This is a genomic window from Priestia megaterium (assembly GCF_023824195.1).
Classification (GTDB): domain Bacteria; phylum Bacillota; class Bacilli; order Bacillales; family Bacillaceae_H; genus Priestia; species Priestia megaterium_D.
Genome location: NZ_CP085449.1, coordinates 1 through 25,832 on the forward strand (window position 1 = coordinate 1; position 25,832 = coordinate 25,832).

Here is a 25,832-nt window from a genome sequence, read left to right on the forward strand (position 1 = left end):
ATGTATCGGGCTATGGTAGCTGAAGATGATAAAGATTTACGTTTAAGTATTTGTGAATTCATAGAAAGTAACGGTTATAGGGTTATTGCTCAGATAGGGGACGGCAAAGAGGCTTTCCGCCAAATACAGAGAAATAAACCAGAAGTATTATTTATAGATATAGACCTTCCTAATATGAGTGGAATTGAAGTGGCCAAAAAAGCACATGCTCAATTTCCCCACTTGGCTATTGTGTTCATTACTGGTTACCGTGAATACGCTTATGAGGCGTTTGAAATTGATGCGGTAGACTATTTAATTAAACCATTTAATTACGAGAGATTTTATGATTGCTTTCGAAAAATTGATCTTTATCTCAATAAAGAAAAAGAAAGGATGCAATTTTTGGCTATTCAGAATAGAAAAAGTTTAGAGTTAGTTAATTATGAAAATATTATGTACATTGCTTCAGAAAATAAATGTACATCAGTTTATGTATTTGAAGAAAAAAAGGTGAGAGTAATTAGAACTTCAGAAACGTTAAAAGAAATGGAAGCACGGTTAGATCATGATATTTTTGTGCGCACACATCGAAGCTACATTGTCAATATTAAATACATAAAGCGAATTGATCCTTCTGGTCAATCATATATAATTTACTTAAATCACACGTCCTCTTTTATTTATTTAAGTAAAACATACCTTCCAAGTTTATATACATACCTTTGCATTAAAAATAAAAACAATAAAATTGGTTCTCGTGCAAAAGCCACTTTTTAGCAACATACTTATGATCAATTGGGTCTGCTGGGAGGGTTGTACTACAAGGGTCTATCAATAGAAGCATAGGGAACCGGTTTCCTTAAAGTTCCTAGCTTTGTAAGCTTTAAAGGATCTTCAAAAGAAGATCCTTTAAACTTAACCTATCAAGGGTTTTCATACAAAAATTATATCCATTTAAAAAACGCCCTAACAATCCTAAATTCCCCCCTAAAGAGTAAATCACATTCTTAATTACTATCCGTTTTCCCCCAAGGGTTCCTGGCAATCGTGCCCCTAAAGGTGTTTTGAGTTTTCTAGAAGGAATCGATCGTAACAAAAACCATTTACTACTATTAACGGCTAAAATACAGACCCGATTATTATATTCAAGCTCCCGTGACATTTTGGGAGTGAAAATTTAAAAATAAAAAACCTTTTGGCTCATCTTCGCTGAGTATTAGTGACCCAATTGGAGTAACATATGGAGTTCCATCTGAAGTTACAGTGGCAAATGAGAATTGAAATGGCTGGTAAGCAATGTCTTTCCAAGTGTTTCAGTGATTAAATGGGTTGCATCATTTGAACGATAAAAGTCCCATGTGGCGATAGTAAAACATCCTTGACGTATTTTCGTTCTTTCACCCGATCTCCCCTCTACTCCACAATATGAAAGAAGGGGGCCTTTTCAGTTCCTTTCCCCCTTTCGAACGAACCTTTTAAAAAGTTCCTGACGAGAGATCTTTTTTCTTTTGTCATTTCATCAATCTTTTTCATTGCAGTTGTACTTATCTTTCGTATTATTATATCTATTACATTTGTTCCTTTCCTGTAAATTGTGGTTACCTAATACAAAAGAGAGAAGAGCATAAGGGGTTTTTGCTATCACAGGGCGTGATAGGCTAGGCAAAGCCTAGCAAAATCGTGATATCACCGAAACCTTCAAAGTGGCGACTCTCTGGCGACTCAAAAACGGTGTCTGGCGACTTTCTGGCGACACATTGGCGAGTCTGTGGCGACACCTTTTTTTTCACTTCATGGTTAAATCTTGTTACTTTTCATTCGATTTTTGGAGCTTTTCTTGTAAACTTTTTTTTCATCCTCATAGAGCTGAATGCTTTCATCACTCGATTGAATCACGTCTTTTTTCATCGCAATTTGTGATTCCGCATCAGATTTTCCATAGTTTTCCATTCCCTTTTTGACAAAGGCTTTTTCTAACTCATGTGAACGTGAAAAGATAAATGTTAATGGCCTGTGAACCTTCATGTTTTTAGAACAGTCATTGTTTATAGAATAAAAATCCATTCATAAATGATAAAAGAGCACGCATAAATCACTTATATTGTAAGTAAAAACAAATGGCTATTTTAATCATGAACATGCGAAAAAAATAAAAAAAACCGCCTGCTTCTGTCTTATTTTTTCAAAAAAACACTTCAAAATGAACTGGCCCTTGAGGGGACATTTATCAACTATGAAGGGTCGGTGAAGGGGTTTCTAGCACAAATGTTGTGATCACTGAAGGTGCGGTGAAGGGACTGTCCTGCAATTTGAGGGTGCGTTGAGGGGGTTCTTGCAAACATTTCCTTGTACCCAAGATTTTGTTAGGCTCTGCCTAACTCCACGCAGCCTGTGGGGACAAAAACCCCTTATGCTCTTCTCTCTATTTTTAAAAGGGCACCACTATTTTGGGAATTTCAAATAAAATATGGAACTTAAAATAAGAAATGTTGATTCTACTACTGTTAAAAAAATTGATGAGAAAGCAAAGAAACCTGATCAATCATGACAGCAATTTTCAAAGAATCAGGTTCACACATTAGCTATTTTTAATCAACAATTCGACCGAGAAGGGCCTCTTAAAAATTTAATTAAAGTCAAAAGTAAGACGATGGAACGTTGTGTAATTTCTATGGAAAACTTAAATGATATGTTAAAAGAATTGATGAGGAAGTATGGGGATGATGAATAGAAAGGCCGGATGATTTCACTCGATATAGTCACATATTAATACATTCAAGATTACATGCTTAAAAACAAAATTAGATATCCTGGCGACGCTATATCTGACATTTGTAATAGATTCAAATATAAACAAAAAAAGAATGGAACTGCACTAATTTTCTCATAAGTACGCTCACCACTTGGGGCTCCTAAATTTCCAATAGGACCATTTCCCCCTTACATATTAATAAAAAAAGTAGCTTCTACATTTATAAGAAGAAGCTGCCTATATCATACTTTTGGAATTTTGCATAGTGTCATTTTTTATAGTCCCTTTTTAGAAAAAGGACTATAAAAAATGGCACTACCCAGAATGATTATTTACTATTACCATTGAAGTTGTATTAATTCATTAAATTTCCAAAGATAATAAAAACTAAATATCATAACATACTTTAGAATACTTGAGGAGATGAAATTTTTTTCCCCTCCCCTACTCTAAAAAACTCATATATGATAAAGGTGATTCCTGCAGTAATATAGAATCACTCATAGCTAAATATACTTGTTTTGATATATTTTGCTAATTTTTATTGAATTATGAGACTACTTAACGCTATAATAAAACTAACAAAAACGTGCGGATAGAAAAAAGACTCCAACTGTTTAAGTAGTGTACTCGCACTCTTAAACCGTTCCTCCTAGTTACAGTAGGAAAAACACTTGTCGAAGTCTCTTGTTAATGGTTTTAGTTTTTCTATAAAATAAAACTTATGGCTTTATTTTATACGAAATTGACATCTATTTCAAGGGCTTAGTTCATCAAAATCACGGCATTGTTTTCCTTTCATAAGGGAGACAGTGTCTTTTTTGTGTTCCCAAAAGGAGAAGATGAACAAATGACAAAGCTCTTTACCTGCTATTTACAAGATGTAAATACCTTCAATGGACGATTCACATGGTTATGGAAAGAAAAACCGACCCTTCGTAAAAAGAAAGAAGCGTTTTTAGAAACCCTTCGTACTTACTTTAAACAACAACAAGTAGCTCTACATAAAGTATTCCCTAAAAAACGTATGGAAATGTTAGATTACGTGATTTATAACCTTGTTGCTACAGGCATTCAAGCCATTCACTCAAAAACACTCATGAAAAAATTTGAGGTATCCCAAAGTACCGTTTCTCGCTTTGTAAAATCATTAAAGGAAACACCGTTTATGATCGTGGCACGTTATATCAAAGAAGATACAACAGGTGCTCATCCTGATAGCTATGTATTTATCCTTAAAAGCCATACGAATTTTGATCAAATTTGTGAGGAAATCTTTTTTGACCATGACACAACAGGTGTTCAAACGCTTCAACAAGAAGAAATGACAACTCCTGTGACAACTCCTGTGACAAGTCCAGAAAGTGCTGAAAACGTTGATACACCAAGCTTTGAGGGCGAAAAAACATCGTCCCCCTTTATTAACCTTGATTTACCTAAAAATCATTTAAATAATCATTTAATATCTGCTTCACAGTCATTTGCTTATATCAAAGGTGTGCCTAAAAAAGTAAATAATGTGTACGCAAGTAAATATGGTCATCAACTAAAAGATTTTTATGCGCGTATTCAAAATGCTGCAAAAGCTGTAAAACGAGATACAGAGATTGAGATTGTCAAAGAGCAAGTTCATGAAGTCGCTTATACAGCCATTGTAGGCTTAGATAAATATGTTCATGAGGCCAATCATAAGGGTACTACCCTATCACTGGATGAAATGTGCCGTCTTGTTTATCAAATTGCTTACAATCAATTTACCAATCTACTAAAAGGAAATACAGAAGATCAACCATCTGAGTCAGACATACATACTGAAGCTGAAACAGCAGCTTTATTTACGCCTAAACATATCATCCGTAAGGAATTGGTTCCTGCTTGGTTAAAAGCTGAACAGAAGCAAAAAGAGTCCACACAAGAAACTGCTATTTCTCTGGATCAACAGCTTGAAATGATTCAATTAAAGCAAGATTTAGGGCAAGAACTAACGCCGGAAGAAGAAAGCTTACTTCAAGAGCACAGTACGACATACAGTTCGTTAGAAATGGCGCAGCTGAAACAAGATCTTGGACAAGCCTTAACACCAGAGGAACAAGCTTTATTGCACCAACAGGACCAGTTAAAAGGCTCAGTTTCTTAATCAAAAAGTGAAGAAACCCCTTAGAAGCTGATGTTTAATTAGGGTATTATTATTTAGAAATATGTTCTAAATAATTAATATATAAATCTATGTAGGAGGAGATCACGATGCCACATAAAATGACACTAACAGGATCTGCGACAGGTCCATTACGAGAATACGATCGCTACGTTGCCTTTGATATGCGTGAAAAAGGCTCTCCATCTGCGCCTAAAGGTCTGAAGAAGAGTACGTTTATTTCGTATACCGTGTTTGTTGCGAAGAAAGCCTTTAATAAAACAGGACTGACAAAAAAGAGTATTATGCATGAAAAAATCTTAATTCAAGGGGAACCAACGTTAGATATTCCCATTGACGAGTGCCCTGGGGAAATTGGTATTATCTGCTTCCAGATTACCGTTCTCCCGAATAAAAATGATAAAGAAGCCAATGATTCAAAAGATAAAAAAGAAGCGAAACAAGAGGTTTCTAAGGCACAACAAGAGGTTGCAGCTACCAAGCAGGAAGAAAAACAAGATCCTGTTTCTCAGACTGTAGAAAAAGAAGCTAAAACTATACAGCCAGAAGTGAAAGAAACGCCTGTTCAAGAGCAAAAGGCTGCATCACAACAGAAACAGCTACCTACTCAGCCAAAAGGGACACAGGATATCGTGAATTTTGATGAAATTATCGTTCCTGAAGCCTTCTTAAAGACACGTCCAAACCCTGTGAAAACAGAAGAAGTCATTGAATTTGTGAAGCGTACAGGACACCTTGACAAGCCGTTAACGATTGAGAAAGAATCGAAGGTATTAAAAGATGGCTATCGTCGTTATATTGTGGCCAAAACCATGAAAATGGACAAAGTTCCGGTTGTCTATGAATATCAAAAATAACGTAATATCTAAGGAGGCAGCTATGAATACCAACTATATGTCAGAGTTTGGACTGCAAACATGGGCTTATCATCTAACCTTATGTTGCCCCTATGATTTAGGTCATTTATCGCCAGATGATCGAAGATATAATATTTACGTGGCTACTCTTATCCCAAAATTAAGTATAGATGAAGATTCTGTCCAATTCTTTGAAAATTATATACGTTTTGATGTCATTGTTGGAACAGGCGAACATACTTCAAGGGAGACGCTTGACGTTTCCGTCTTTCCAAGTGTTATCCCAGGATTTGATCACAGGGAATTTGAATTTGAATATGAGCAGCCACGTAAAGCAATGGTATTTACAGGGTGGGAAAAGGGTGTTATCGAGTTAAGTCTTTTTCAAGTCTATCGTGAGCATTCAAAGTATTACCTAGATACAGAGATCGTTTATATTGGGCAGGCATTTGGAGAAAATGGAGAACGTCTTCCTGCTGAAGAGTTAATGTCTGATCCTACGTTACAGAAGTTAGAAGCAGATCTTTTACGTGAATATCCAGAAAAAGATCTAGCCCTTCTATTATTAGAGTTCAAATCACAATTATTAGAGGAAATAGATAGTGAGGACGAAGATCTAACTCAACTACAAGAGATCACAAAGAATCCTCCTCTAGAATTAAATAATCAAATCTTAGACGCAACAGAAGCAGCTCTAATCAATTATTTCAAACCTGAGTACAATAAGAAACTCAACAATGATTCTCCTAGTGTAGAAGCTCACGGGTTACATTATCGTTCCGTCACTGTACAGGTTCATCCCGATATTATGGGATTAAAGCTATTCTCAAAGGAAAAGACATACCTATCAAATGAGCGCATTGTCTTTTCTAATTTACATTCAAAGAACTAAAAAATTTGATTTAAAGGTGTAAATAAAAAAGCAATATCTTATAAACGTACCATAGTTTTTAAATATCTCTGTATGTACTCTATGCAGAGATTTTTTATATGCAAATTGCTTATGAGTACTTAATTACATTTAAGTTCAACTTTAGTTTAACTAAAAACAGGTATAGTAATCTTGGTTTCACTAAAACTCTCGAAATTTAAATTGAGTTTAACTAGAGTTAAACTCATATAACGCTATGCGTATGACGGCGTTATATAAAACGAACCTTTTTATATGAAGGTTTTTTAGGTCGTATGACCCTTCATAAAACGCTATGTAGCGAATAGCGTTATTTAAAACTTTATTAACTCCCTGAAAATATAAGTGAATGAAGGATTACATGTAACGCATAACGCATAGCGTATGGTGGCGTTCTTGATAAAAAAACCTTTTGTTAAAGGTTTTTTTATTTAATTGTAGAAGTTTATATAACGCATTATACTGGCAGGCGTTATATAAAAATAGTTGTAACTCTAGTTAATATACTTTTCTCATAAAAAGAGACATAGTGGAAACTAAAGAGTGTTATAAAAATATTCAGTAAGAACTCAAAGGGTAGAAAAGTTACAAAAAAATGCATTAAAAATAAAGATAATCTTCTTTGCAGAACCTATCTCTTTAGGCGTAACGCTATCCGCATAACGCCGTTTTAATTAATTTTCGTTGATATATTAAGGTTATTTCATTTAATATTAGAAAAGTAAAACGAGGTATAACGGGGGGCGTTTTTGTTATGGAAGAGAGAGTGTATTGGACGGGCGAGGCAGCAGATATGGTAGGGATTGGAACATCTACTATTCGTAAATATGCACTTGCATTAGAAGCAAAAGGATACAATATTCAGCGTAATGATAAACAGCAAAGAGCTTTTACGAAAAAGGATGTTGCAGCTTTAAAAAGGATAGTGGAGCTAACTCAAGCAGGCGTTATGACGTTAGATAGCGCCGTGAATACAGTTATTACTGAATTTACAGAAGTAGATCCAAGTGAGGAACAAAAGAACGAGGATAATGCTGGTGAAAAGATCTATTCTGCTAATGATGTAGCTGCTATTTTAGAACATGTAAAAAAGCAAGATGAGCGACTAGATAGGATAGAACGTTTTAACCGTGAATTAATTACGCGTCTGGATGAGCAAACAAAGTACATAACGGAAAGTATTAACAAAAGAGATGACCAGATAACAAGTGCTATTAGAGAGCTTCAGGATACAAAAAGGCTTATAGCAACTAGCGCAGAAGAAAAAGCAGAACATCCCAAAGGGTTTCTTTCCAAACTTTTTGGGAAGAAATGAAACAAAAAAGACCTCCATAGATAAGAGGTCTTTTTTTATTGGGAAAATTATCTTTTTATATAATATTAAAACTATAGCATATTCGTAACAAAGACCGCCCATTATGTATTAGTGTATAAGGCGGTCTTAACTGTATTCATGCTATATGTTTATGACAAAAATATCGACAATATTCTATAAGCTTATAGGTATTAAGATGATTTTTTCCTATTTCTTTTTAAATCATATGATAGGTAGCTTGTACAATATGAATAAATTTGAATAAATTTGATTATATAATCCCAAATTTGGCCATTTTACTAATATAGAGGAGGCGTAGAAAATGTTATGGTGGAAAAACCCTAAGAGGTCCAAATTTGGAAAGTGGCTTGATTCAGAAGGAATTCAGCAAACAGATTTTGCTACAAAGAGTAAAGTTTCTAGAAATACAGTTTGGAAGCTTTGTAACGATAAAAATTACATACCTAGTGCATACATTTTAAAAAAGGTTATGAACGCTGTGAGGAAAGTAGACAATAATAAACATCCAAAAGATTTTTTTGACATATAAAAAGGCACAATAATTGTGCCTTTACTTATTATCATCTGCATTTAAACGTAATGACCCTCTATACTAACTAATAGAAGGTCATTGATCCGTGCCTGCCTGTCACTAGTCAACCCTCGGAAGGTGACATCTCTATTCTTATCCAAAATAAACATAATCTAAACTGGCTATATAAACATATATCTTCATTTCTAGTTAACATAAAACTTTTTATCGGTAGAAAAAAAGCCTTTACACTGAGGCTAAAGGCTTTTTCTTACTTTTCTTGTTTAAAATCCTTTTTTATAGTCCACAACATTTTTTTAAAATCCTCATAAAGAAACATCATTAAGAAACCTAATATTGTAATACCTGCTGAAAAGGTACCTAAATCTAAAAATAATCCTACAAATACAAGAATGATACCAACTAAAAAACCAGGATCAGATAAATCATCGATGTTATTCTTTTTTTCATCTATTACTATTTTTTTTTGAAAAGAACGGTCACCTTTAATTAATTCATCTAACGTTATATTGTATAAATCACTCAACTTAATAAGGTTTTCAATATCAGGATATCCCTTATTATTCTCCCACTTATATACAGCCTGCCTAGATACGTTCATCTCTTGAGCTAATTCTTCTCTAGACATATTTTTTTGTTCTCTTAACTTTTGTAACTGTTCTCCCAATTCCATATACGCTCACTCCTTGTATACCACTTTATAACATTTATGGTAAAAATACCACAAACGCTTGGTAACACCGTGTAAACCATTGGTTAACAGAGAATAAATTATAGAAATAGCTTCCGAAATCGTACAATATACACATCAACTTTACATAATTACCATTATCGGCACTGAAAAAGATCCTTTTAACTACTCATTCAGGTGTTTCTTCTACCATATAGACCTGGATTAGTAATATACTGTTTTTACATCTATAAAAAGAAAAGGGGAGTAACAATGGGAAAACAAGTATATATTATCCATGGATACGGAGCCTCACCATCTAATCATTGGTTTCCTTGGCTAAAAGAAAAATTACTAGCAGATGCTCATCAAGTTTCAGTTCTTCACATGCCAAATTCGTCTGACCCCAAGAAGGAAGAATGGTTGAAAACATTGGCTAATAAAATAAAGAATTTAGATAACAACACTTATTTTGTAGCACATAGCTTGGGATCTATTATACTATTAAACTATCTAGAACAGTTAGATCCGTTACCAGGCTTTGGAGGCTTTATTCTTGTTTCTGGCTTTTCTGAGCGATTAACATCTTTACCTTCACTAGATCCCTTTACAGTTAAAAAAGTGGATTATCAAAAAATAATTTCTGCAACTAATTCACGTGCTGTTATTGCTGCAAAAGACGACTATATTGTTCCTTTTCAATTAAGCCAAAATTTATCCAAACAATTGGATGCATCTTTTTATCCTGTTGAAAAGGGTGGTCATTTTCTAGAAGATGATGGTTTCATTACTTTCCAATTGGTTTATGATATTTTAAATAATATGATGAAAACCGTATAAATAACGAGGAAGCAGGATGATAGCATGGATAAAAACAGAATAAAGATACTCGCCATTTCAGGCAGTTTGCGTAAAAATTCTTCTAACACAAATGTTTTGTATGCTGTTTCTAATCTAAGACCTGAAAATACTGATTTTCAATTTTATGAAGGATTGGAACACCTTCCTCATTTCAATCCTGAAATAGATACTGATAGTCCTCCTGATCCTGTTAAGGACTTACGTAACCAACTGAAATTAGCTGATGGTGTAATAATATGTACACCAGAATATGCTAGGGGAGTCCCAGGGTCCCTAAAAAATGCTCTTGACTGGATTGTATCTTCGGGAGAATTTGTGAATAAACCAGTAGCAGTTATTAGTGCTTCTTCACATAGATCAGGTGGAGATAAAGCTCACGAGTCTATTTTACTTACATTAGAGATGATTGAAGCGAAAATCCCAAAAGAAAGCACTTTACAAATTGGTGCTGTAGGAACCAAAATCAATAATAAAATCGAAATCTTAGATTCTACAACGAGTGAACAGTTAAAATCGGTATTGAATTCTCTCATTTCATCTATCAAGTTTAACTAGCTAGAGTATTCCTCATTGTGTCTATAAATATGAGAAGCCTTTGTCTATATCCACAAAGGCTTTTTCGCCATTATAAAGTGGTTTGGTGAGCCTAAGGTTAATCTTGAAAGGAGACATTAATAATATTCTAATCACTTAATTCACTCTAAAAGAGTGGCTTTTTTAGAAGGATTTTACCTTTTTAAGTCCAAATAAGATAGTAATAGTGACTAATAAAACGATTGAAGGATGCAGAAATGGAGGGAATAGAAAATGGATGTAAAGACACTTTTGTTACAACAATGGGCAAGCTGCTTAGATAAAGAAGACTGGTTTCCACCACTTGAAAAAGTGCTAAAGGATATTACTTTTGAACAGGCTACTTGGAAACCAGTTGATGGGGGAATGAATTCCATTTGGGAATTAGTTTGTCATTTACTTTTCTATGAAAAGAGACTTCTCATGCGATTTCTTGGTGAAACAGCGAATGAACCACAGGCAGAAGATAATGAATCTACATTTCGATTACCAACTGAGACGTTTCAAAATTGGAAGGAAACAAAGCAAGAATACTTTTATGTTCATCGTGAACTTGAAAAAATACTAGCAAAATCAGAACATGAAGATCTGTATAGACAGATCCCTGGAGAAAGATCATTAGTGCTTGAACTGAAAAGTTTAGCATTGCACGATGCATATCATATTGGGCAAATTGTATTCCTAAGTAAAATGCAAGGAGCTTGGGCAGGGAAACGCAGCTTTTAAAAAACCTTCATTAGCTTTACAGTTATTCCATTATAGCAACATTAAATTATTTTGTTTCTATACATTACCTTATTCACATTATGCCTTACGGTATTATGACCGGCTTTAGTACCTTTACCAATAGCTATAAGCATAACATCTAAATACCTTTCAGGAATATTTAAGATTGCTTTTAATTTCTTAGAGTCATAGCCTGACATAGTAATTGTTTCAAAACCTGCTTCATTTGCTAATAAAATTAATGACATTGACGCGAGACTTACATCTCTAGTTAATTCTAGCTTTAGATCTTCATTTGATTTATTTTCATAATATTTTATTGCAGCATTTGCAAGATAATCTCTTAGCGATTCATCAAAAAAACCTGCCTGAAAGCCTTCTTCATGTATCTTAATAATATTATCTTTGTCAAATGCTTGATAATCACCCAACATAACAATTAAAGTTGAAGCTTCTACCACTTGTTGTTGATTAAAAGCTATAGGTAGCAATAAATTTTTCAAGTCCGAATCATCAATAATTAAGTATCGAGTTGCTTGAATATTATTTCCATTGGGTGACTTACTCGCACTTTCAATTAATGAGGTTATAATTTCTGAACTTATTTTATAACTTGAATCATAATTTCTAACTGAACGTCTTTTTTCCAAAATCTTTTTTACACTCATTATATCAACTCCGAAATTTTTATTTATTGCTCCTTTAATTATAATAAGCAATAATAAATAAGAAAATAACGCACAAAAATGTGGTATAGCCACTTTTAAGTGCCTATTGGGGAGGGACAGAACATGGTTAAGCATAATACGGGAATCAACATTTTTATGAATGTTGCAGGTGGAAAATGGAAATGTTTAATCCTCTTTTTCTTGAGTCAAAAATCAGTAAGGACAAAAGAGTTTTACGAGTTAATACCTGGAATTACACAAAAAGTCTTAACAGATCAACTGAAACAGTTAGAAAAAGACGGTCTTGTCCGACGAGAAATATTTAAAGAAGTACCTCCAAAAGTAGAATACAGCCTAACTGATTTAGGAAAATCATTTGTACCAGTATTAAATACAATGTGTGAATGGGGTAACACTTATGCAACTATAAAAGATATAGATAGAGATCAACAAATTTGTTGTAGTCATAAATAAAGGCAAACTTCAGCTAATAACCCCACCTCATAATTCGGAAGCAATACATTTCGACAACTTATCTAGAAAGTAATCAACATGTATGCCATATACAAACTTAGTTAACATAAGGCAGATTACCGGCACTGAAAAAGGACCTTCGTTTAAAAGGTCCTTTTAGCTGCTTATTCAATTAAAGTGCCCTATTCTCGGATAGTCCATTACTAATATTACCCCGTGAAGTCCTTTTTGCCTTTTCACTTTTCTAATGCTTTTTGTCTTCAGAATAGTAGTTGTATACCGAACAGTTGGGGTAAGTAAAACATAAATCGAGACAGCCACTGCACAAATATTGCTACTTTCCAAGCCTCGGTGAACTGTGAATGCCGACTGCTAGGGTCACGCTTTTCTGGTCGAACCCAGAACCTCCAAATAGTGCTGATTGTACATAATGCCTAGGATGTTTCCAAAGGGATCGACCACGGACGCAGTGATGAACCCCTCGCCGCGCTCCGTGGGTGCCTCGTACTCTTTCGCTCCCATAGACAGTAACTTCTTGAAAGTTGCTGTTACATCATCGACATGCCAGTACACTACAGCACCGGCCGGTCCGGTCGCTGAACTATTGGGCATATAGCTGCTATCGATCAGGCCCAGTTCGTGCTGGTAATCGCCGAGACGAAACTCGGCATATCCTGGACGTTCGAAGTATGGTTCGATACCCAATAGTTCGGCATACCACTTCTTTGCTGCTGCTAGATCATCCGTCCAAAAACTAATTGTGGTGAGCCCTCGTAATGTCTGTGAGTCGTTCATAATCGACTTCCTCCTTAATGTTGAGTAGTATGTCTTGATACTCAACTAAATAGCATCTTCTGATTGACTTCGATTTACTTACGATTAATTCCTTCCCTTATTCAAGAAAATGGCTCGATTGCCTAATAAGATCTTCAATAAACAGGCGAATACTCTATGCAAAACTAGTTACCATAATGTGCCTTCTAGGAAGAAAAGACCCTGAAGTATCCTTCAAGGTCTTTTTTATAAAGATGTATTAAGAATGTTGTTTCTGCGTTATCTCTAATTTTTTATAATACTCTATCTTTTCCTCAATTTTATGTGAGTTCAACTTTAATTCCTCTATCTTCCCTAAGACATCTTTATAATGTTCCTCTAACAATTCTCTTCTTGAAACTATAGTAGAATCTCCTCTCTGTCGTAAATCAGAAAACTGCTTCATTTTAAGCATTGGCATACCTGTAACACGTAATCGAATTAAAAAATGAATCCACGCTATATCAAAGTCCGTATATTGTCGATACCCAGTTTGATCTCTTTGCACATTTTTTATTAATCCGATTTTTTCATAGTAACGCAAAGTATGTGTAGAAAGCCCTGTCATTTTTGCTACTTCTTGAATACTGAATAATTTTTCCATATTGATGATTATAACACGAGAGATAAAGGGCTTGCCTTAGAGCGCGCTCTAAAGAGTAATATCTAATTTATAAATAAAATAACTCAATCAAAAGGAGAGATTCAATTGATGAATGAACGTTACGAAGATGGATGGAAAAAGTTAATGGAGGTAGATGGTGAAGGTGGAAAACGAGTAATTGAATCATTAAAAGACATTGCTCCTGATCTTGGAAAATACGTCATTGAATTTGCTTTTGGAGATATTTATACAAGAGAAGGGCTTAACCTGCAACAAAAGCAACTTGTAACCATAAGCTCACTCACAACACAAGGAGGATGTGAACCACAATTAAATGTTCATATCAATGCGGCTCTGAATGTGGGACTCACTCCAAACGAAATAGTAGAAGCAATTACTCACTGTATTCCGTATACTGGTTTTCCTAGGGTTCTAAATGCAATTTTCGTTGCCAAACAAGTTTTTGAAGAAAGAGATTTAACAATAAGTGTGAAATAGAATTATATGTACAAGATATACATTTGTAGTTAACATAATCAACATTATCAGAAGCAAAAAATCCCTTCAAATAAGCAAAATTGAAGGGATTAAATTTATTTTTATTTCTTAAATTTATAAGGTAATGTAGTTACAATTACATTCTTACGGTAAAGAAGATGAGCTTTTAATAATAAGCTTGATTGATTGTGCAACATATTGTGCCAGCTTTTCCTTGTAATAAACTGAGGGATTAATACCGTTACACTCATATTACTTTCCGTAGCTTTCTCTTCGGCCGTGTCAATAAAGCGCAAAAGAGGTCTTACTAAACTTCTATATTGTGAATAGAAAGTAACTAAGCGTATATCTGGTTGCCATTGGTTCCATTTCTCTTCCATTCTCTTTTCACTTTCCCGATCAAATGCCACATGAACAGCAATGACTGTGTCTCCAATTACTTTTGCATAATTAATTGAGTTCTCTACGGCTTTTGTCAGCCCTGCTACTGGTATAATGACGACATTGCCTTCTAACTTTAAGACTTTCTTGTCACCCGGCTTTATGCGAAGCTGCTCTCCTACAGCGTCATAATGCCTTTTTATACGATGGAACAAGTAGACAATTAGAGGTAAGAAAATGAGAATGGACCATACTTGTGAGAACTTTGTCGTAAAGAAAATAAGTAATACGGTTAATGTAATAATAGCTCCAATTAAATTAATCGTTAACTTAACTTGCCATCCCTTTGGTTTTTCTCTTAACCATTTGGCAATCATTCCACTCTGTGAAAGCGTAAAAGGAATAAACACCCCAACTGCATATAAAGGAATAAGTTGCTCTGTTTGCCCTTTAAATGCAACGATAAGCACAATGGATGCAATACCAAGTGTTAAAATCCCATTTGAATATCCTAATCGATCTCCACGCATGGTAAACATTCGTGGAATGTATTTATCGGTTGCAAGGTTTACAGCTAATAATGGAAAAGCTGAGAAGCCTGTATTGGCTGCAAGAACTAAAATTAATGCTGTTGTCCCTTGAACAAAGAAATAGAGACCGTTTCTTCCAAACACTTGAGAAGCAATTTGAGAGACGACTGTCTCTTCACTTTTAGGTGCGATACCATACCAGTATCCCAAAAACATAATTCCTGAAAACAATACAGCAAGAATAATTCCCATGGCAGTAAGCGTTCTAACTGCATTTTTGGCAGCAGGTTCTTTAAAGTTAGTCACTGCATTTGAAATAGCTTCCACACCTGTAAGTGCTGAACATCCAGATGAGAAAGCTCTTAATAGAAGGAATAAGCTAATGCCTGGAACTACGGTTCCAATGGATGCATGTAAATCAGCAGGTGCCTGTCCTGTTACTACTTTCCACATTCCTACTCCTATTAAAAGAAGTAATGCAACTACGAATAAATAAACTGGATAAGCAAGAACAGAAGCAGATTCTGTTACACCTCTTAAGTTTAAAATCGTAATAAAAATAACTAACAAACAAGAAATGATCACATTATAACTGTGTAGTGCAGGAAAAGCTGATGTCAAGGCATCGGTTCCAGCTGATACACTTACAGCTACTGTTAGAATATAATCTACCAATAGTGAACCGCCCGCGATTAGGCCTGGATTCTCTCCTAAATTGTTTTTCGAAACAATATAGGCTCCACCGCCGTGAGGATATGCATAGATAATTTGACGGTAAGAAAGAATTAATGCCGTTAAGAGAATAAGTACCCCAATCGCAATGGGAATCGAATACCAATAGGCAACCATACCAATGGTAGCTAAAACAATTAAAATTTGTTCCGGGCCGTATGCTACCGATGAAAGAGCGTCAGACGAGAGAATAGCAAGTGCTTTTATCTTATTTAATTTTTGCTCCCCTAACTCTTTTGTTTTAAGTGGCCTTCCTATTAATACTCTTTTTAAAACTGAATACTTCACAACATTTCCTCCTGGAATAGCTAACAATTTAAAGAAAATAAACTTACTTAACTTTAACTTAATCATTCCCTGTATCGAAAAAAAAACACAACAAAGAACACTAAGGTTCTGCTTAGTGTTCTTTTCAAGACAAATCAAAGCAAACCTCCTCTACAAACGCTTATGAGGTTAGCTGTCGGATTCGGGCCTTTAGAGTAGCCCTACCTTCTTTTAGAAGGATTCACCCCAAGTGACAATGCACAACAAAATGGGTCCCCCACTCCTTACAGATTAAGCGATACAAGGTAATATGAAATTAAAATTTAAAGTTTACTTCAAACAATATACTCTTGTAAAACTCGTTTGTAAAGAGAGAATATACAAAAAAACATTTGAAATCAGTAAGAATTCTTAGTTTTTTATTTGGTGACTATCAGGTCCTCGAAATCCAGTTAAGTCGGGTAAGCGAGGGGCATCGCTGCCCCTAATCCCCTAAGAACTGTACGTGAGCCATACTATATAAAAGCAACATCTTGTAGCACCATAATTACGATTATTGGATTTGTCACTATTTCGAATTACAGATTATTTCATATAGATTACTACAAGTATCCATAAAGCCAAAGCACCAAGGATAGCAAGTGCTATACGCGTAGATAGTATCCGTACTTCAAAGTCGGTTTTCTTGGATGGTTCAGGATATGCAATTACGTAAATTCCCTTTAGTAGTGAGAGCCATCCAATAAGTGTAATGAATCCCTGCCAGTTGAGTGCCCATACATTATGCAAGATAACAGTTCCTAACCCTAAGAAAATAGATAGCAAGCCGTATATAATCCCAAATCCTCTGTCTTCAACCACTAATTTTTTCAGCTCACGTAGTACCGATGGACGTATGAAAAGTATTCCCGATACGATAACCGTCGTCCATCCCCAAAATAGTCCTAAAAAGGTACTTGCTTGCATTATTATCTCACTCCTTTCACTTATATTTATATTTCAGGTACGCCCCCTTTAGAATTGTTCTGAAGGGGACATGTCCTTTTGATATTAATGTTGTATGTATATCTTATTCAGGTTTAGTTACCATAATGTACTTTATCAGTATCCAATCTTCATAGAGTTGATTTTAAAGTACTTATCCATAAAAAAGGAGAACATTTAATTTGGTGTTCTTCTTTTTTTATAAAATTAATTTACTTTAAAAACATTGATGCGACTATAAAGCCTATAATGGTTAAAAGGATAAGTATTCCATTAGCCTTATACTTTATTAATACGGAGGATATTATGATTCAAAGATATGTATTGTCTATATTGCTATCTTCAATTTGTCTATCTTTATTGTATTTAATTATTGAATACGGAGTTAAAGATCTTATTTCACCTACATTGCCATTCAGTATGATTATAAGTACAGTAGTGTACTTCATTTTATATACAGTTTTTGGGCTGCCTACATCTCTACTTATAATTAAAAAGTTACCGAGATTTAGTATAATAAGTTTACTGGGCTATTTATTAATATTTTCTATCGTTTACTATATTTTTTATACTTTAACTTATAATCCTGTTCCATTTATAAAAAACTTTGAGGTTTACATTTATATAGTTAGTACATCAATTGTTTATTGGTTTTGGTGCAATATTATGGTGTCAAAACCTAGCTAATAAAAGGTTTTGAAGTCAGTTAATAATTGTATACGCTATACAAAATTAGTTTACATAATACCTCTTCAAGGAACCAAGAAAGCAAAAGAACCCTTACAGGAAAAGGGTTCTCTTGTGGGTGCCTCTAATCGGATATGTAGCCTTTTATACATTTTTGATATGACGGTGATCTCTCCAGGTGTGTGTGAAGAAAAGGCGTATAAAAAGACTACCTTTTATACATATGCCGATTCATCCAAAAATATCCATTAAGGAAAAATGTGCTATTGTTTACTCGCGGTTATATTTTGGTACTTTATAATTAGCATTCCTACTAAAAAGCTATCTCGCTTATTGCTGAGGTAGCTTTTTACATGTGAGTAAAGGTATAAAAATATCTTTACTTTATTATCCAAATTATTTATAATTTACAAGTCGATTAGTAAGTTAATCACCACTTACTAAAAAGCGATCGCTTTCTCATGCTAGGCCAATGCGGAGAGAAAGCGATTGTTTTTTATTTATAAAGAAACAAATACTTACTTTGTTAAGCTTACCTTATGTAATTCATTCAATAATTGATCAATGGACTGACTGACTTGAAGTGTACTTTCACTGGTTATACCTTCTTCTCGTGCCACTTGAATCATATTCTCCTTGGCCTTTTCTATCTCTATAAGTAAAGTTTGTTTTAGAACACCCTTATCTTCCTGCAATATCTCTCCCACCCGTTTACTAAAAGTGTCAATTCGTCAACCTATTTAACAATAAATGTATTATCCTTCTATTTCAACACCTAATATAAAACAAAGGTGGGGTATGGTTAATAATGCGTACTTAAAGGGTCAAAATCCAGGAAAAAGGGTTTGAATAGTCATTTTCTTTTTGTAATCTCCATAAAAATATAGAAAATTTTACATAAATTTGGTATTATTTAATTACTGTAACATTCACATTTCAACGAGTGTGACATCCAAGAAGCTGCTTCATTCCCTGCATTGAGGCAGCTTCTTTATGTTGGTCGTCATTACGTGAGATTGATTTTAATCCCACCTAAAGAAGCTGATGTTCTTGGCTTTGCCTCTCTTTGCTGCTTACCTGAGCCTTTGTATTTCTCCATTAACTCATGAATGCTTGCTACCTGTATAATACGAACATGGTCGGAAGACACCGCATAACGAACAGGTGTAATCAAAATAACGGAAGGGAAGATAGGTGACCGTTCTTCTGGCTGCCAGTGCAACGCTTTCCACTCATCCGAAAAAAAGAATTCCTCATATAAATGAATCTTCCCCTGCATTCTCTGCTCAGAATACTGATTTCGTTGAATTTCAATCCAAAACGGAGATCCTTTAAAGATACAAAAGAGATCGGGTTCAATGCCTCCCTTTCGTCCAGTAGGCTTATCTTCCACAATGACACTCTTAGGCATACTATACGAACACAGCTGCTTATAGACATCCAAGATAGAAAGGAAATGTAATATTTTTTGAGAGTTCTTTTTAATCTTCGCATTCACGGGCAAATAGACCGCCGGAGAATACTGCTGGGTGCGTTCAATGAGCCCTAACCGATATAAACGTACCATGACACTATTACACGCATTAATAGGGGATTTCAGCTGTTTAAAGAACAGTTCCACTAATGAGTCTCGATCTACAGCCCGAAACTGATGGATAAACCCAATGATGTCTTTATCACGCTGAGATAGCCGAAAGCTCATCGCTGTTCCTCCTTCTCTAATAGTCCAAAGATAGACTGTGGTACGACCTCCAGTTGAGGTTCAGGATCTTTTACCCGAGTTTTATAAGGAGAAAGTATGTCCTTGCAAGCTCCTTCATCTAAGAAGAAGGCTTGAAACTCTTTCACGTCATCAATTTTAATTTTCATACGTCCCCTAGCTGCAGCATCGATTTCTTCTGCCCCAAGTACTCCTGCCACCTTTGCATTTGTGGCATCTGCTTGTCGTCCAGAGATTCTTACTCGTAAGTTCGCTTTTAACGCAGAATTTAATAAATCAGCATCCGGACGCTGCATCGCAATAATGGTGTGAACACCTAGCGCACGACCTTGGCTGGCAAACTGTTGAATCATCTCTACAAGGTCTGTTTCTCGCTTAATAATGCTCATCTCATCTACAACCACGACAATCCGAGGCAGCTTAAACGGAAGCCTACTGATATGGGTCACACCATGTTCTAACATTAAATCACCTCGGCGATACATTTCAGCTCGAAGTAAGGCAAAAGGTTTTCGCATGTCTTTGGCTTCAAAACAAAGCGCATCCACGTGTTCAATCCCGTGAAATAACCCTAAATCAGCTCGTTTAAGATCCACTAGCACTAAACGCAAGTCTTCCGGAGAGGCATATTTCATCCATGTGGTCAGAATCACGCGCATTAAACTGCTTTTTCCTGCGCCAATTTCACCAGAGATAAGTAGGGTTTCTAAATCAGCAAAATCCCATGAAACAGGGTTCCCATAGATATCTTGACCAATGCATACGGGAAGTTCCATTTTCTCAATATGGGGATGAATGGCTTCATATTTGTATTCAAGCATCTTAGGTAGGTTTTTATGATGAACCGTGATGCTAAAATTCTTCAGGCTGCCGTTTATTTCGATGTTGCTGCCTAATACTTGTCGTAAGGCCCATCTTTTTTTCGTTAAAAGCTCAGGATCGATCCCATTTAGTAAAGAAAAGGCGTACCGAGTGTACATATGATGGTTATCGATTTGATGAATTTTCGGAAAGAGATAGGAGGTACGGTCTCCACGTTTAACCACCCGGTAAATCTCTGCCGTACGAAACGCTTTAATCAATTGGCCACGCAGTTTTAGTTTTTCAAACATCAACATTCCTCCTCAAAACATAAAGGTCGCAAAGAAGTAAAGTAAGGCGCTAAAGAAGGTAACAGGCAAGATAAAGCGCATCACCTTTGCGAACTGATCAACAAGATCAATTACACCCCATCGCTCTAATATCTGTTCAATGATGGCAATTCCTAAGACAATGCCTCCTATGGTCAAAATAGTGGGGTCAAGCATGGCTAATGGGCTAAAAGGGACAAAGGAATACGCCTTGAAGGGACGAGGTCTCGTGAGAGATGGTTTGTGTGGTAGAGGAAAGATATTTCGAAAGGTAAATCCTTTTGTTTTTCTCATGTTGGTACCTTCTTTCATTCTTTTAATTTTTTTGCCTTTCATGTATGCATTATTTTAGCTCGACGCATCCGGTCGCCCCCTTCGCCTCTTCGGCTCAGCTCCCTTACAGGTTCCATGAAGGGCTTCACTAGGCGTATACAGCTTGTATTAACGCGGTAGCGATAATGAACTAGATACTGATTAGGTAACGAAGTTGTAATTCTTTAGATACTATGTAGTTACTGCAGTAAGCTTGCCTGTCCAATCGAAAAATAAAAAAGAACCCTTACTGCAGTAGGTAAGGGGGAGGTAGTTATGTAACATGTGCTGGGCTTTTATATGTTGGGGATTAGCCTAGTCGCTTATATTTTTCATGAAATGGACGAGAGATTGAAAGATGTTCCAACATCTAAAGAAGAAGGAAAGGAAAGGAATAGAATTCAATTTAAAATCACTAAGGTAAATAAGAAATAAATAATTACATATTTCTATTTGTTTTCAGCTAATACTAATAAAAGATCTAAATAGTGAGGTGATTGCTATGAATAAATATGAAGAGCTATATAAATATTTATTTCACGCTGCTCTTGCGAATGAATATGATATGTTATATAAATATTTATCTTATGCCACTTTGTGGTTTGTTCTAATAGTGATTGTGTTATTGCTATCAATGTTTGCCTTTTTGGTTTATCGTTCTTCAAAAAAGAAATAGCAAAAACTATAGAACAGAACTTAAGTTTTTTTTACTTTGTCTGTTCTTCTATGATGGGAACAAAAATTTCAGCTTGGATTTGTTCATTTTTATTTTGATATTGCTTATTGGAGCAACATCGTTCAAGTTCTGCATAACCTGAATGTCCATAACCCAAATAAGAAAGCCACGCTTCTAAAATAACTTTCTATGTACAGTCAATCGCTTCTAAAATGGTTGATAGGGAAAAGAAATGATTGGGAGGTGTATTAGCATGGAAATAAATAATTCAAATGAACAAATTGAACAATCTGCTGTAGCTGAACCTAGAGTATTAACCTCATTTGTAGCATATTGTACTTCTTGTGCACCACATTGGAGGTCTAGATGTTATGCAACTAAAACAGAAGCTCAATCATTAGCAGATGCACATAATTATGCAAACCATGGCGGACGTATTGGAGCATCAGTAACTCAACACGCCGGGAATTGCTAAATCCAACAATTAAGATCATTTATAAGGGTTGACCCCTTTTTTAGTAAATAGAACTAACTGGTCATTCATTTTAGCACTATTTTTTACTTCTGTACCTTTCCTCATACTTCTTATATTTCAACTCGAATATATAGGAGGTGACTGTTATGCCAGATCAAGCTCACGAAAAAGAGAAAATACCAACGAAGAATGGTAATTCTCGAATTGCTGAAAGAAGTCATGGAATATACAAAACGACACGTAATGAATTAGGTAATAGAACCATTCTAAACAATTGAAAGACGTTTATATAATGCGTTGGTACTAAATGGCTATTGTGTCCAAACACAAGTAAAATGTGGCCCTTATCGAATTGACCTTGTAATAGGTAAGCTTGCGATTGAATGCGATGGGAAAGCGTCTCATTCTTTTCCATCGCAAAAGGCTCATGATCGAAAGAAAGATGCTTATTTGAGGAAACAAGGATATAAAGTAGTGCGGATCAGTGGCAACAGTATTGTAAATCGTATGCCTCAAGTTTTAAAAAGAGTGAAAACAAGATTGAATTAAAAAAAGAGAAGGGTAGAAACCTTCTCTTTTTACTATATAGTCCTCTATACTTAGATACTCTTCTTCATGCCACATTTGACTTCCTGTAATCCTATATATTGCTCTGGCATACTCTTAAAAGCCCGCCATTTTTTCATTTTATCAAGTCTTTCTTTTAAAAAAGTTCTTATTTTAAATGGTTTTAATCGATGTAGACATGTCTACATCGATAATCGTTTTTTAAATTCGAGATTGATATTACTTCTCCTTGGCTTAAGAATGGTATATAAGTTATAGATTTTCATAAACTTTTCCTAGATCTTTTTTAATCTGATCTTCCAAATTTTGATTTTCTACTTCTAGTATAAAAGATTAATAGATTAGGAATCACAAAAATTATGTGAATATGAAATTTATACGCGTAACAATTGGTTTTTAAATCAAAGCAAATTAATAATGTTTACAACAACTTAACATGAAAAATAATCCTTGTTTGTTAATTTTTAGTGCTTTTTCTCATTTATAAAAAGAATTCTCTCTGTTTTTAACACTTAATTTACAATTTATCAAAAATCTATTAATAAACCTTCTCTATAATTCTCATTAGGACATAAAACACGACAACAATTGGAGGTAACAACATTGTTTAAAAAGAAGTTAACGAAAAAGTTATTACCGGTAGCCGTTCTTTCAACAGTTGCTTTTAGTGGTTTAATTGGTGGTTTCTCACATGTAAGTGCAGAGGAATCTACTAATAAAAAAAGAACTAATAATGCGGAAATTAAAAATGTTATTGTTTTAATCGGTGATGGCATGGGGGTTTCTTATACTTCTGCTCATCGTTACCTAAAAGACGATCCATCAACAAAAGTTGTTGAGCCAACAACTTTTGATCAATACCTTGTTGGCCAACAAACAACTTATCCAGAAGATCCTGAGCAAAATGTAACGGACTCTGCTTCTGCAGCAACTGCTATGTCTGCAGGTATTAAAACATATAACAGTGCGATTGCCGTTGACAATGACGGATCAGAAGCAAAAACGGTTCTTGAAGCTGCTAGAGAAGAAGGAAAGGCAACAGGTCTTGTTGCGACTTCGGAAATTACACACGCAACACCTGCTTCTTTCGGATCACATGATCACAGCCGTAAAAACATGAACTCAATTGCCGATGACTATTTTGACGAAATGGTAAATGGTCAACATAAAATCGATGTTCTTCTTGGTGGAGGTAAAAGCAACTTTGATCGAAAAGATCGTAATTTAACAGAAGAATTCAAAAAAGCTGGATATAGCTATGTGGAAAACCGTGAAGATATGTTAAACGATAAAAACAGTAAAGTGCTTGGTTTATTTGCTGATGGTGGACTTCCAAAGAAAATTGACCGCACAGAAGAAGTTCCTTCATTAAAGGACATGACAAACACTGCTCTTTCAAAATTAAACAAAGATAAAGACGGGTTCTTCCTAATGGTAGAAGGAAGCCAGATTGACTGGGCAGGGCATGACAACGATATCGTTGGAGCTATGAGTGAAATGGATGACTTTGAACAAGCATATAAAGCAGCAATTGAGTTTGCAAAAAAAGACAAACATACCTTAGTAGTAGCAACAGCTGACCACTCAACTGGTGGATACTCAATTGGTTCAGACGGTATTTATAACTGGTTCAGTGAACCAATCAAAGCTGCAAAGCGCACGCCTGATTTCATGGCTGAAGAGATTGCTAAAGGAGCAGGCGTTGAAGAAACATTAAAGAAATATATTGATCAAAATACCCTAGCCTTAACAGAACAAGAAATTCAATCTGTTAAAGAAGCAGCTAAAACAAAGAAAGTTCTTGATATCGATAATGCCATTGAGAATATTTTCAACAAACGTTCTCACACAGGTTGGACAACAGGTGGACATACAGGTGAAGATGTTCCTGTCTATGCATTCGGACCATCAAGTGAAAAATTTGCTGGATCAAATGATAACACCGATATTGCAAAAAATATTTTTGATGTCTTAGATTATAATATTAAAATTCAAGATAAGTAAGAAATAATTGGATAAGATAAAGTGTATCCCGTTGCTTAAGTACAAGCAACGGGAACTTTTTTAGAATATAGAATCATACGGGGGAATCATCATGAAACACACTCTTTCTATATTATTTTTAATCATGCTGCTTGTTGGTTGTTCATCCAATGCCAGTCCTGAAAACAATGAAAAAAATGCAGCGAACGAAAACCAAACAGAAAATAATACAGACGAAAAAAATGATGAAACGAAACAGGAAAAGGATCAGGAACAAACTGAGAGAAAAAGTGACGAGTATCAGCCTAATTCTCAAGTAACAGATGACCATTCATTGCAAAAAGTCGGTCAGACATATGCAGATGAAAAAGGTGAGGCTACATTAAAAGCAATTAAACCTTTGAATAAAACTTATAAACTTGGTGAAATTGAATTAACAATAAAAGAAATGAAACTGATTCACTTACGACCTGATTACAGTATGATTGATTATTTTCACGTCTTAACACATGACGAAGAGTTTGATTTTGTTAAAGTTTTCGTTGAGATCAAAAACAAGTCTTCAGAGAAAGTGAATTTTGCACCAATTGCCTTACTGAAAACGAATACAGGTGAAACATTTGATTGGCAAAAAGATATTTACCTTGAAGAGTTAAATGGTGAAATTGAAGGTAATGGCACGAAATTTGGAAATATTGGTTTTATTGTAAATGCAACAGGCGGTCATGCGCACAAAGATGGGCACAATGAGTCGGACCAAAAGGAAGCAAAGGATATTAAGTGGGTTGAAATAACCACAAGTGATGTATTTGATAAAAACGAGAAAAAAATCAGCGAAGCACAAAAAATTAAAATTGAGTTTTAATAAAAGCTACCAATTAATATACCCATCTTTAAAGATGGGCCTTTTTGTTTATAAAGTTGCACTTCTATAGCTTATAAATATAATAATGACATGAAAACACCCCTCCTAAAAG

28 protein-coding genes and 1 riboswitch are annotated in these 25,832 nt (G+C 35.0%); of the genes, 18 read left to right on the top strand and 10 right to left on the bottom strand.

The genetic code is table 11. The features are described from left to right. The 6 genes from LIS78_RS30715 (at position 1) to LIS78_RS30740 (ending at position 8,521) form a co-directional block, all read left to right on the top strand. Complete coding sequence (locus LIS78_RS30715; RefSeq protein WP_252285795.1) at positions 1-759, top strand: LytR/AlgR family response regulator transcription factor; 759 nt, start codon at positions 1-3, stop codon at positions 757-759. Positions 760-3,584: 2,825 nt separating this feature from the next. Then, a complete protein-coding gene (locus LIS78_RS30720; protein WP_252285796.1) occupies positions 3,585-4,871 on the top strand; it encodes a replication protein in 1,287 nt (428 codons plus the stop codon). 107 nt (positions 4,872-4,978) lie between these two features. After that, positions 4,979-5,746: a ParB N-terminal domain-containing protein gene (locus LIS78_RS30725; protein ID WP_252285797.1), complete on the top strand. Its 768-nt coding sequence runs from the start codon at positions 4,979-4,981 to the stop codon at positions 5,744-5,746. Positions 5,747-5,768: 22 nt separating this feature from the next. Beyond that, positions 5,769-6,638, top strand: coding sequence for a hypothetical protein (locus LIS78_RS30730; protein WP_252285798.1), 870 nt, complete (start codon positions 5,769-5,771; stop codon positions 6,636-6,638). A 772-nt stretch (positions 6,639-7,410) separates the two neighbouring features. Continuing rightward, positions 7,411-7,971, top strand: coding sequence for a DUF3967 domain-containing protein (locus LIS78_RS30735; protein ID WP_252285799.1), 561 nt, complete (start codon positions 7,411-7,413; stop codon positions 7,969-7,971). 322 nt (positions 7,972-8,293) lie between these two features. Then, positions 8,294-8,521 (top strand): helix-turn-helix domain-containing protein, encoded by a 228-nt coding sequence (locus LIS78_RS30740; protein ID WP_165573079.1) that lies wholly within the window; start codon positions 8,294-8,296, stop codon positions 8,519-8,521. Positions 8,522-8,774: 253 nt separating this feature from the next. On the opposite strand, the gene LIS78_RS30745 is transcribed toward LIS78_RS30740, so the two are convergent. Then, positions 8,775-9,197: a helix-turn-helix domain-containing protein gene (locus LIS78_RS30745; protein ID WP_252285800.1), complete on the bottom strand. Its 423-nt coding sequence runs from the start codon at positions 9,195-9,197 to the stop codon at positions 8,775-8,777. A 270-nt stretch (positions 9,198-9,467) separates the two neighbouring features. On the opposite strand from LIS78_RS30745, the gene LIS78_RS30750 reads away from it, so the two are divergent. The 3 genes from LIS78_RS30750 to LIS78_RS30760 all read left to right on the top strand — a co-directional run bounded on the left by LIS78_RS30750 (position 9,468) and on the right by LIS78_RS30760 (position 11,354). Further along, positions 9,468-10,034, top strand: a complete 567-nt coding sequence (locus LIS78_RS30750) for an RBBP9/YdeN family alpha/beta hydrolase (RefSeq protein ID WP_252285801.1) — start codon at positions 9,468-9,470, stop codon at positions 10,032-10,034. A gap of 24 nt (positions 10,035-10,058) precedes the next feature. Next, positions 10,059-10,610, top strand: coding sequence for an NADPH-dependent FMN reductase (locus tag LIS78_RS30755; RefSeq protein ID WP_252285802.1), 552 nt, complete (start codon positions 10,059-10,061; stop codon positions 10,608-10,610). Between the two features lie 252 nt (positions 10,611-10,862). Beyond that, positions 10,863-11,354, top strand: a complete 492-nt coding sequence (locus LIS78_RS30760) for a DinB family protein (RefSeq protein ID WP_252285803.1) — start codon at positions 10,863-10,865, stop codon at positions 11,352-11,354. A gap of 41 nt (positions 11,355-11,395) precedes the next feature. Here the strand turns inward: LIS78_RS30760 and LIS78_RS30765 are convergent, their stop codons facing one another. Continuing rightward, positions 11,396-12,022 (bottom strand): nitroreductase family protein, encoded by a 627-nt coding sequence (locus tag LIS78_RS30765; protein ID WP_252285804.1) that lies wholly within the window; start codon positions 12,020-12,022, stop codon positions 11,396-11,398. 123 nt (positions 12,023-12,145) lie between these two features. Between LIS78_RS30765 and LIS78_RS30770 the strand changes: the two genes are divergently transcribed. Further along, positions 12,146-12,496: a winged helix-turn-helix transcriptional regulator gene (locus tag LIS78_RS30770; protein ID WP_207372720.1), complete on the top strand. Its 351-nt coding sequence runs from the start codon at positions 12,146-12,148 to the stop codon at positions 12,494-12,496. A 378-nt stretch (positions 12,497-12,874) separates the two neighbouring features. Here LIS78_RS30770 and LIS78_RS30775 read toward each other — a convergent pair whose 3' ends face one another. Continuing rightward, positions 12,875-13,291: a VOC family protein gene (locus LIS78_RS30775; RefSeq protein WP_053488624.1), complete on the bottom strand. Its 417-nt coding sequence runs from the start codon at positions 13,289-13,291 to the stop codon at positions 12,875-12,877. Between the two features lie 238 nt (positions 13,292-13,529). Beyond that, positions 13,530-13,913, bottom strand: a complete 384-nt coding sequence (locus tag LIS78_RS30780; protein WP_252285805.1) for a MerR family transcriptional regulator — start codon at positions 13,911-13,913, stop codon at positions 13,530-13,532. Between the two features lie 108 nt (positions 13,914-14,021). Between LIS78_RS30780 and LIS78_RS30785 the strand changes: the two genes are divergently transcribed. Then, the gene (locus LIS78_RS30785; RefSeq protein ID WP_252285821.1) at positions 14,022-14,411 is read left to right on the top strand and encodes a carboxymuconolactone decarboxylase family protein; all 390 of its coding nucleotides are present in this window, start codon (positions 14,022-14,024) and stop codon (positions 14,409-14,411) included. Positions 14,412-14,512: 101 nt separating this feature from the next. On the opposite strand, the gene LIS78_RS30790 is transcribed toward LIS78_RS30785, so the two are convergent. Both LIS78_RS30790 and LIS78_RS30795 read right to left on the bottom strand, forming a co-directional pair. After that, positions 14,513-16,342 (bottom strand): APC family permease, encoded by a 1,830-nt coding sequence (locus LIS78_RS30790; protein ID WP_252285806.1) that lies wholly within the window; start codon positions 16,340-16,342, stop codon positions 14,513-14,515. 141 nt (positions 16,343-16,483) lie between these two features. After that, a riboswitch (cyclic di-AMP (ydaO/yuaA leader) is annotated at positions 16,484-16,629 on the bottom strand. Between the two features lie 277 nt (positions 16,630-16,906). Then, on the bottom strand, positions 16,907-17,287 hold the full coding sequence (locus LIS78_RS30795; protein ID WP_252285807.1) for a hypothetical protein: 381 nt from the start codon (positions 17,285-17,287) through the stop codon (positions 16,907-16,909). 324 nt (positions 17,288-17,611) lie between these two features. Here LIS78_RS30795 and LIS78_RS31680 point away from each other — a divergent pair, with 324 nt between their 5' ends. After that, positions 17,612-17,992: a UPF0715 family protein gene (locus tag LIS78_RS31680; protein WP_350495087.1), complete on the top strand. Its 381-nt coding sequence runs from the start codon at positions 17,612-17,614 to the stop codon at positions 17,990-17,992. A gap of 518 nt (positions 17,993-18,510) precedes the next feature. Here LIS78_RS31680 and LIS78_RS31575 read toward each other — a convergent pair. The 4 genes from LIS78_RS31575 to LIS78_RS30815 form a co-directional block, all read right to left on the bottom strand. Beyond that, positions 18,511-18,699, bottom strand: a complete 189-nt coding sequence (locus tag LIS78_RS31575) for an aspartyl-phosphate phosphatase Spo0E family protein (protein WP_286676987.1) — start codon at positions 18,697-18,699, stop codon at positions 18,511-18,513. A gap of 299 nt (positions 18,700-18,998) precedes the next feature. Beyond that, complete coding sequence (locus LIS78_RS30805) at positions 18,999-19,694, bottom strand: hypothetical protein (protein WP_252285808.1); 696 nt, start codon at positions 19,692-19,694, stop codon at positions 18,999-19,001. Next, positions 19,691-20,824 carry an FtsK/SpoIIIE domain-containing protein gene (locus LIS78_RS30810; RefSeq protein ID WP_252285809.1) on the bottom strand — a complete coding sequence of 378 codons (1,134 nt, stop codon included), beginning with the start codon at positions 20,822-20,824 and terminating at the stop codon, positions 19,691-19,693. The genes LIS78_RS30805 and LIS78_RS30810 overlap by 4 nt, the downstream gene beginning before the upstream one ends. Before the next feature lie 12 nt (positions 20,825-20,836). Further along, positions 20,837-21,136 carry a hypothetical protein gene (locus LIS78_RS30815; RefSeq protein ID WP_252285810.1) on the bottom strand — a complete coding sequence of 100 codons (300 nt, stop codon included), beginning with the start codon at positions 21,134-21,136 and terminating at the stop codon, positions 20,837-20,839. 520 nt (positions 21,137-21,656) lie between these two features. Here LIS78_RS30815 and LIS78_RS30820 point away from each other — a divergent pair. The 6 genes from LIS78_RS30820 to LIS78_RS30840 all read left to right on the top strand — a co-directional run bounded on the left by LIS78_RS30820 (position 21,657) and on the right by LIS78_RS30840 (position 25,720). After that, the gene (locus LIS78_RS30820; protein ID WP_209152223.1) at positions 21,657-21,830 is read left to right on the top strand and encodes a hypothetical protein; all 174 of its coding nucleotides are present in this window, start codon (positions 21,657-21,659) and stop codon (positions 21,828-21,830) included. Between the two features lie 253 nt (positions 21,831-22,083). Continuing rightward, positions 22,084-22,305 carry a hypothetical protein gene (locus LIS78_RS30825; protein WP_252285811.1) on the top strand — a complete coding sequence of 74 codons (222 nt, stop codon included), beginning with the start codon at positions 22,084-22,086 and terminating at the stop codon, positions 22,303-22,305. Between the two features lie 146 nt (positions 22,306-22,451). Beyond that, complete coding sequence (locus LIS78_RS31580; protein WP_286676988.1) at positions 22,452-22,583, top strand: hypothetical protein; 132 nt, start codon at positions 22,452-22,454, stop codon at positions 22,581-22,583. After that, positions 22,579-22,854: an endonuclease domain-containing protein gene (locus tag LIS78_RS30830; protein ID WP_286676989.1), complete on the top strand. Its 276-nt coding sequence runs from the start codon at positions 22,579-22,581 to the stop codon at positions 22,852-22,854. Before LIS78_RS31580 ends, LIS78_RS30830 begins: the two co-directional genes overlap by 5 nt. Before the next feature lie 621 nt (positions 22,855-23,475). Beyond that, on the top strand, positions 23,476-24,876 hold the full coding sequence (locus LIS78_RS30835; protein WP_053488306.1) for an alkaline phosphatase family protein: 1,401 nt from the start codon (positions 23,476-23,478) through the stop codon (positions 24,874-24,876). A 91-nt stretch (positions 24,877-24,967) separates the two neighbouring features. Then, a complete protein-coding gene (locus LIS78_RS30840) occupies positions 24,968-25,720 on the top strand; it encodes a hypothetical protein (RefSeq protein ID WP_252285813.1) in 753 nt (250 codons plus the stop codon). Positions 25,721-25,832: the final 112 nt, after the last annotated feature.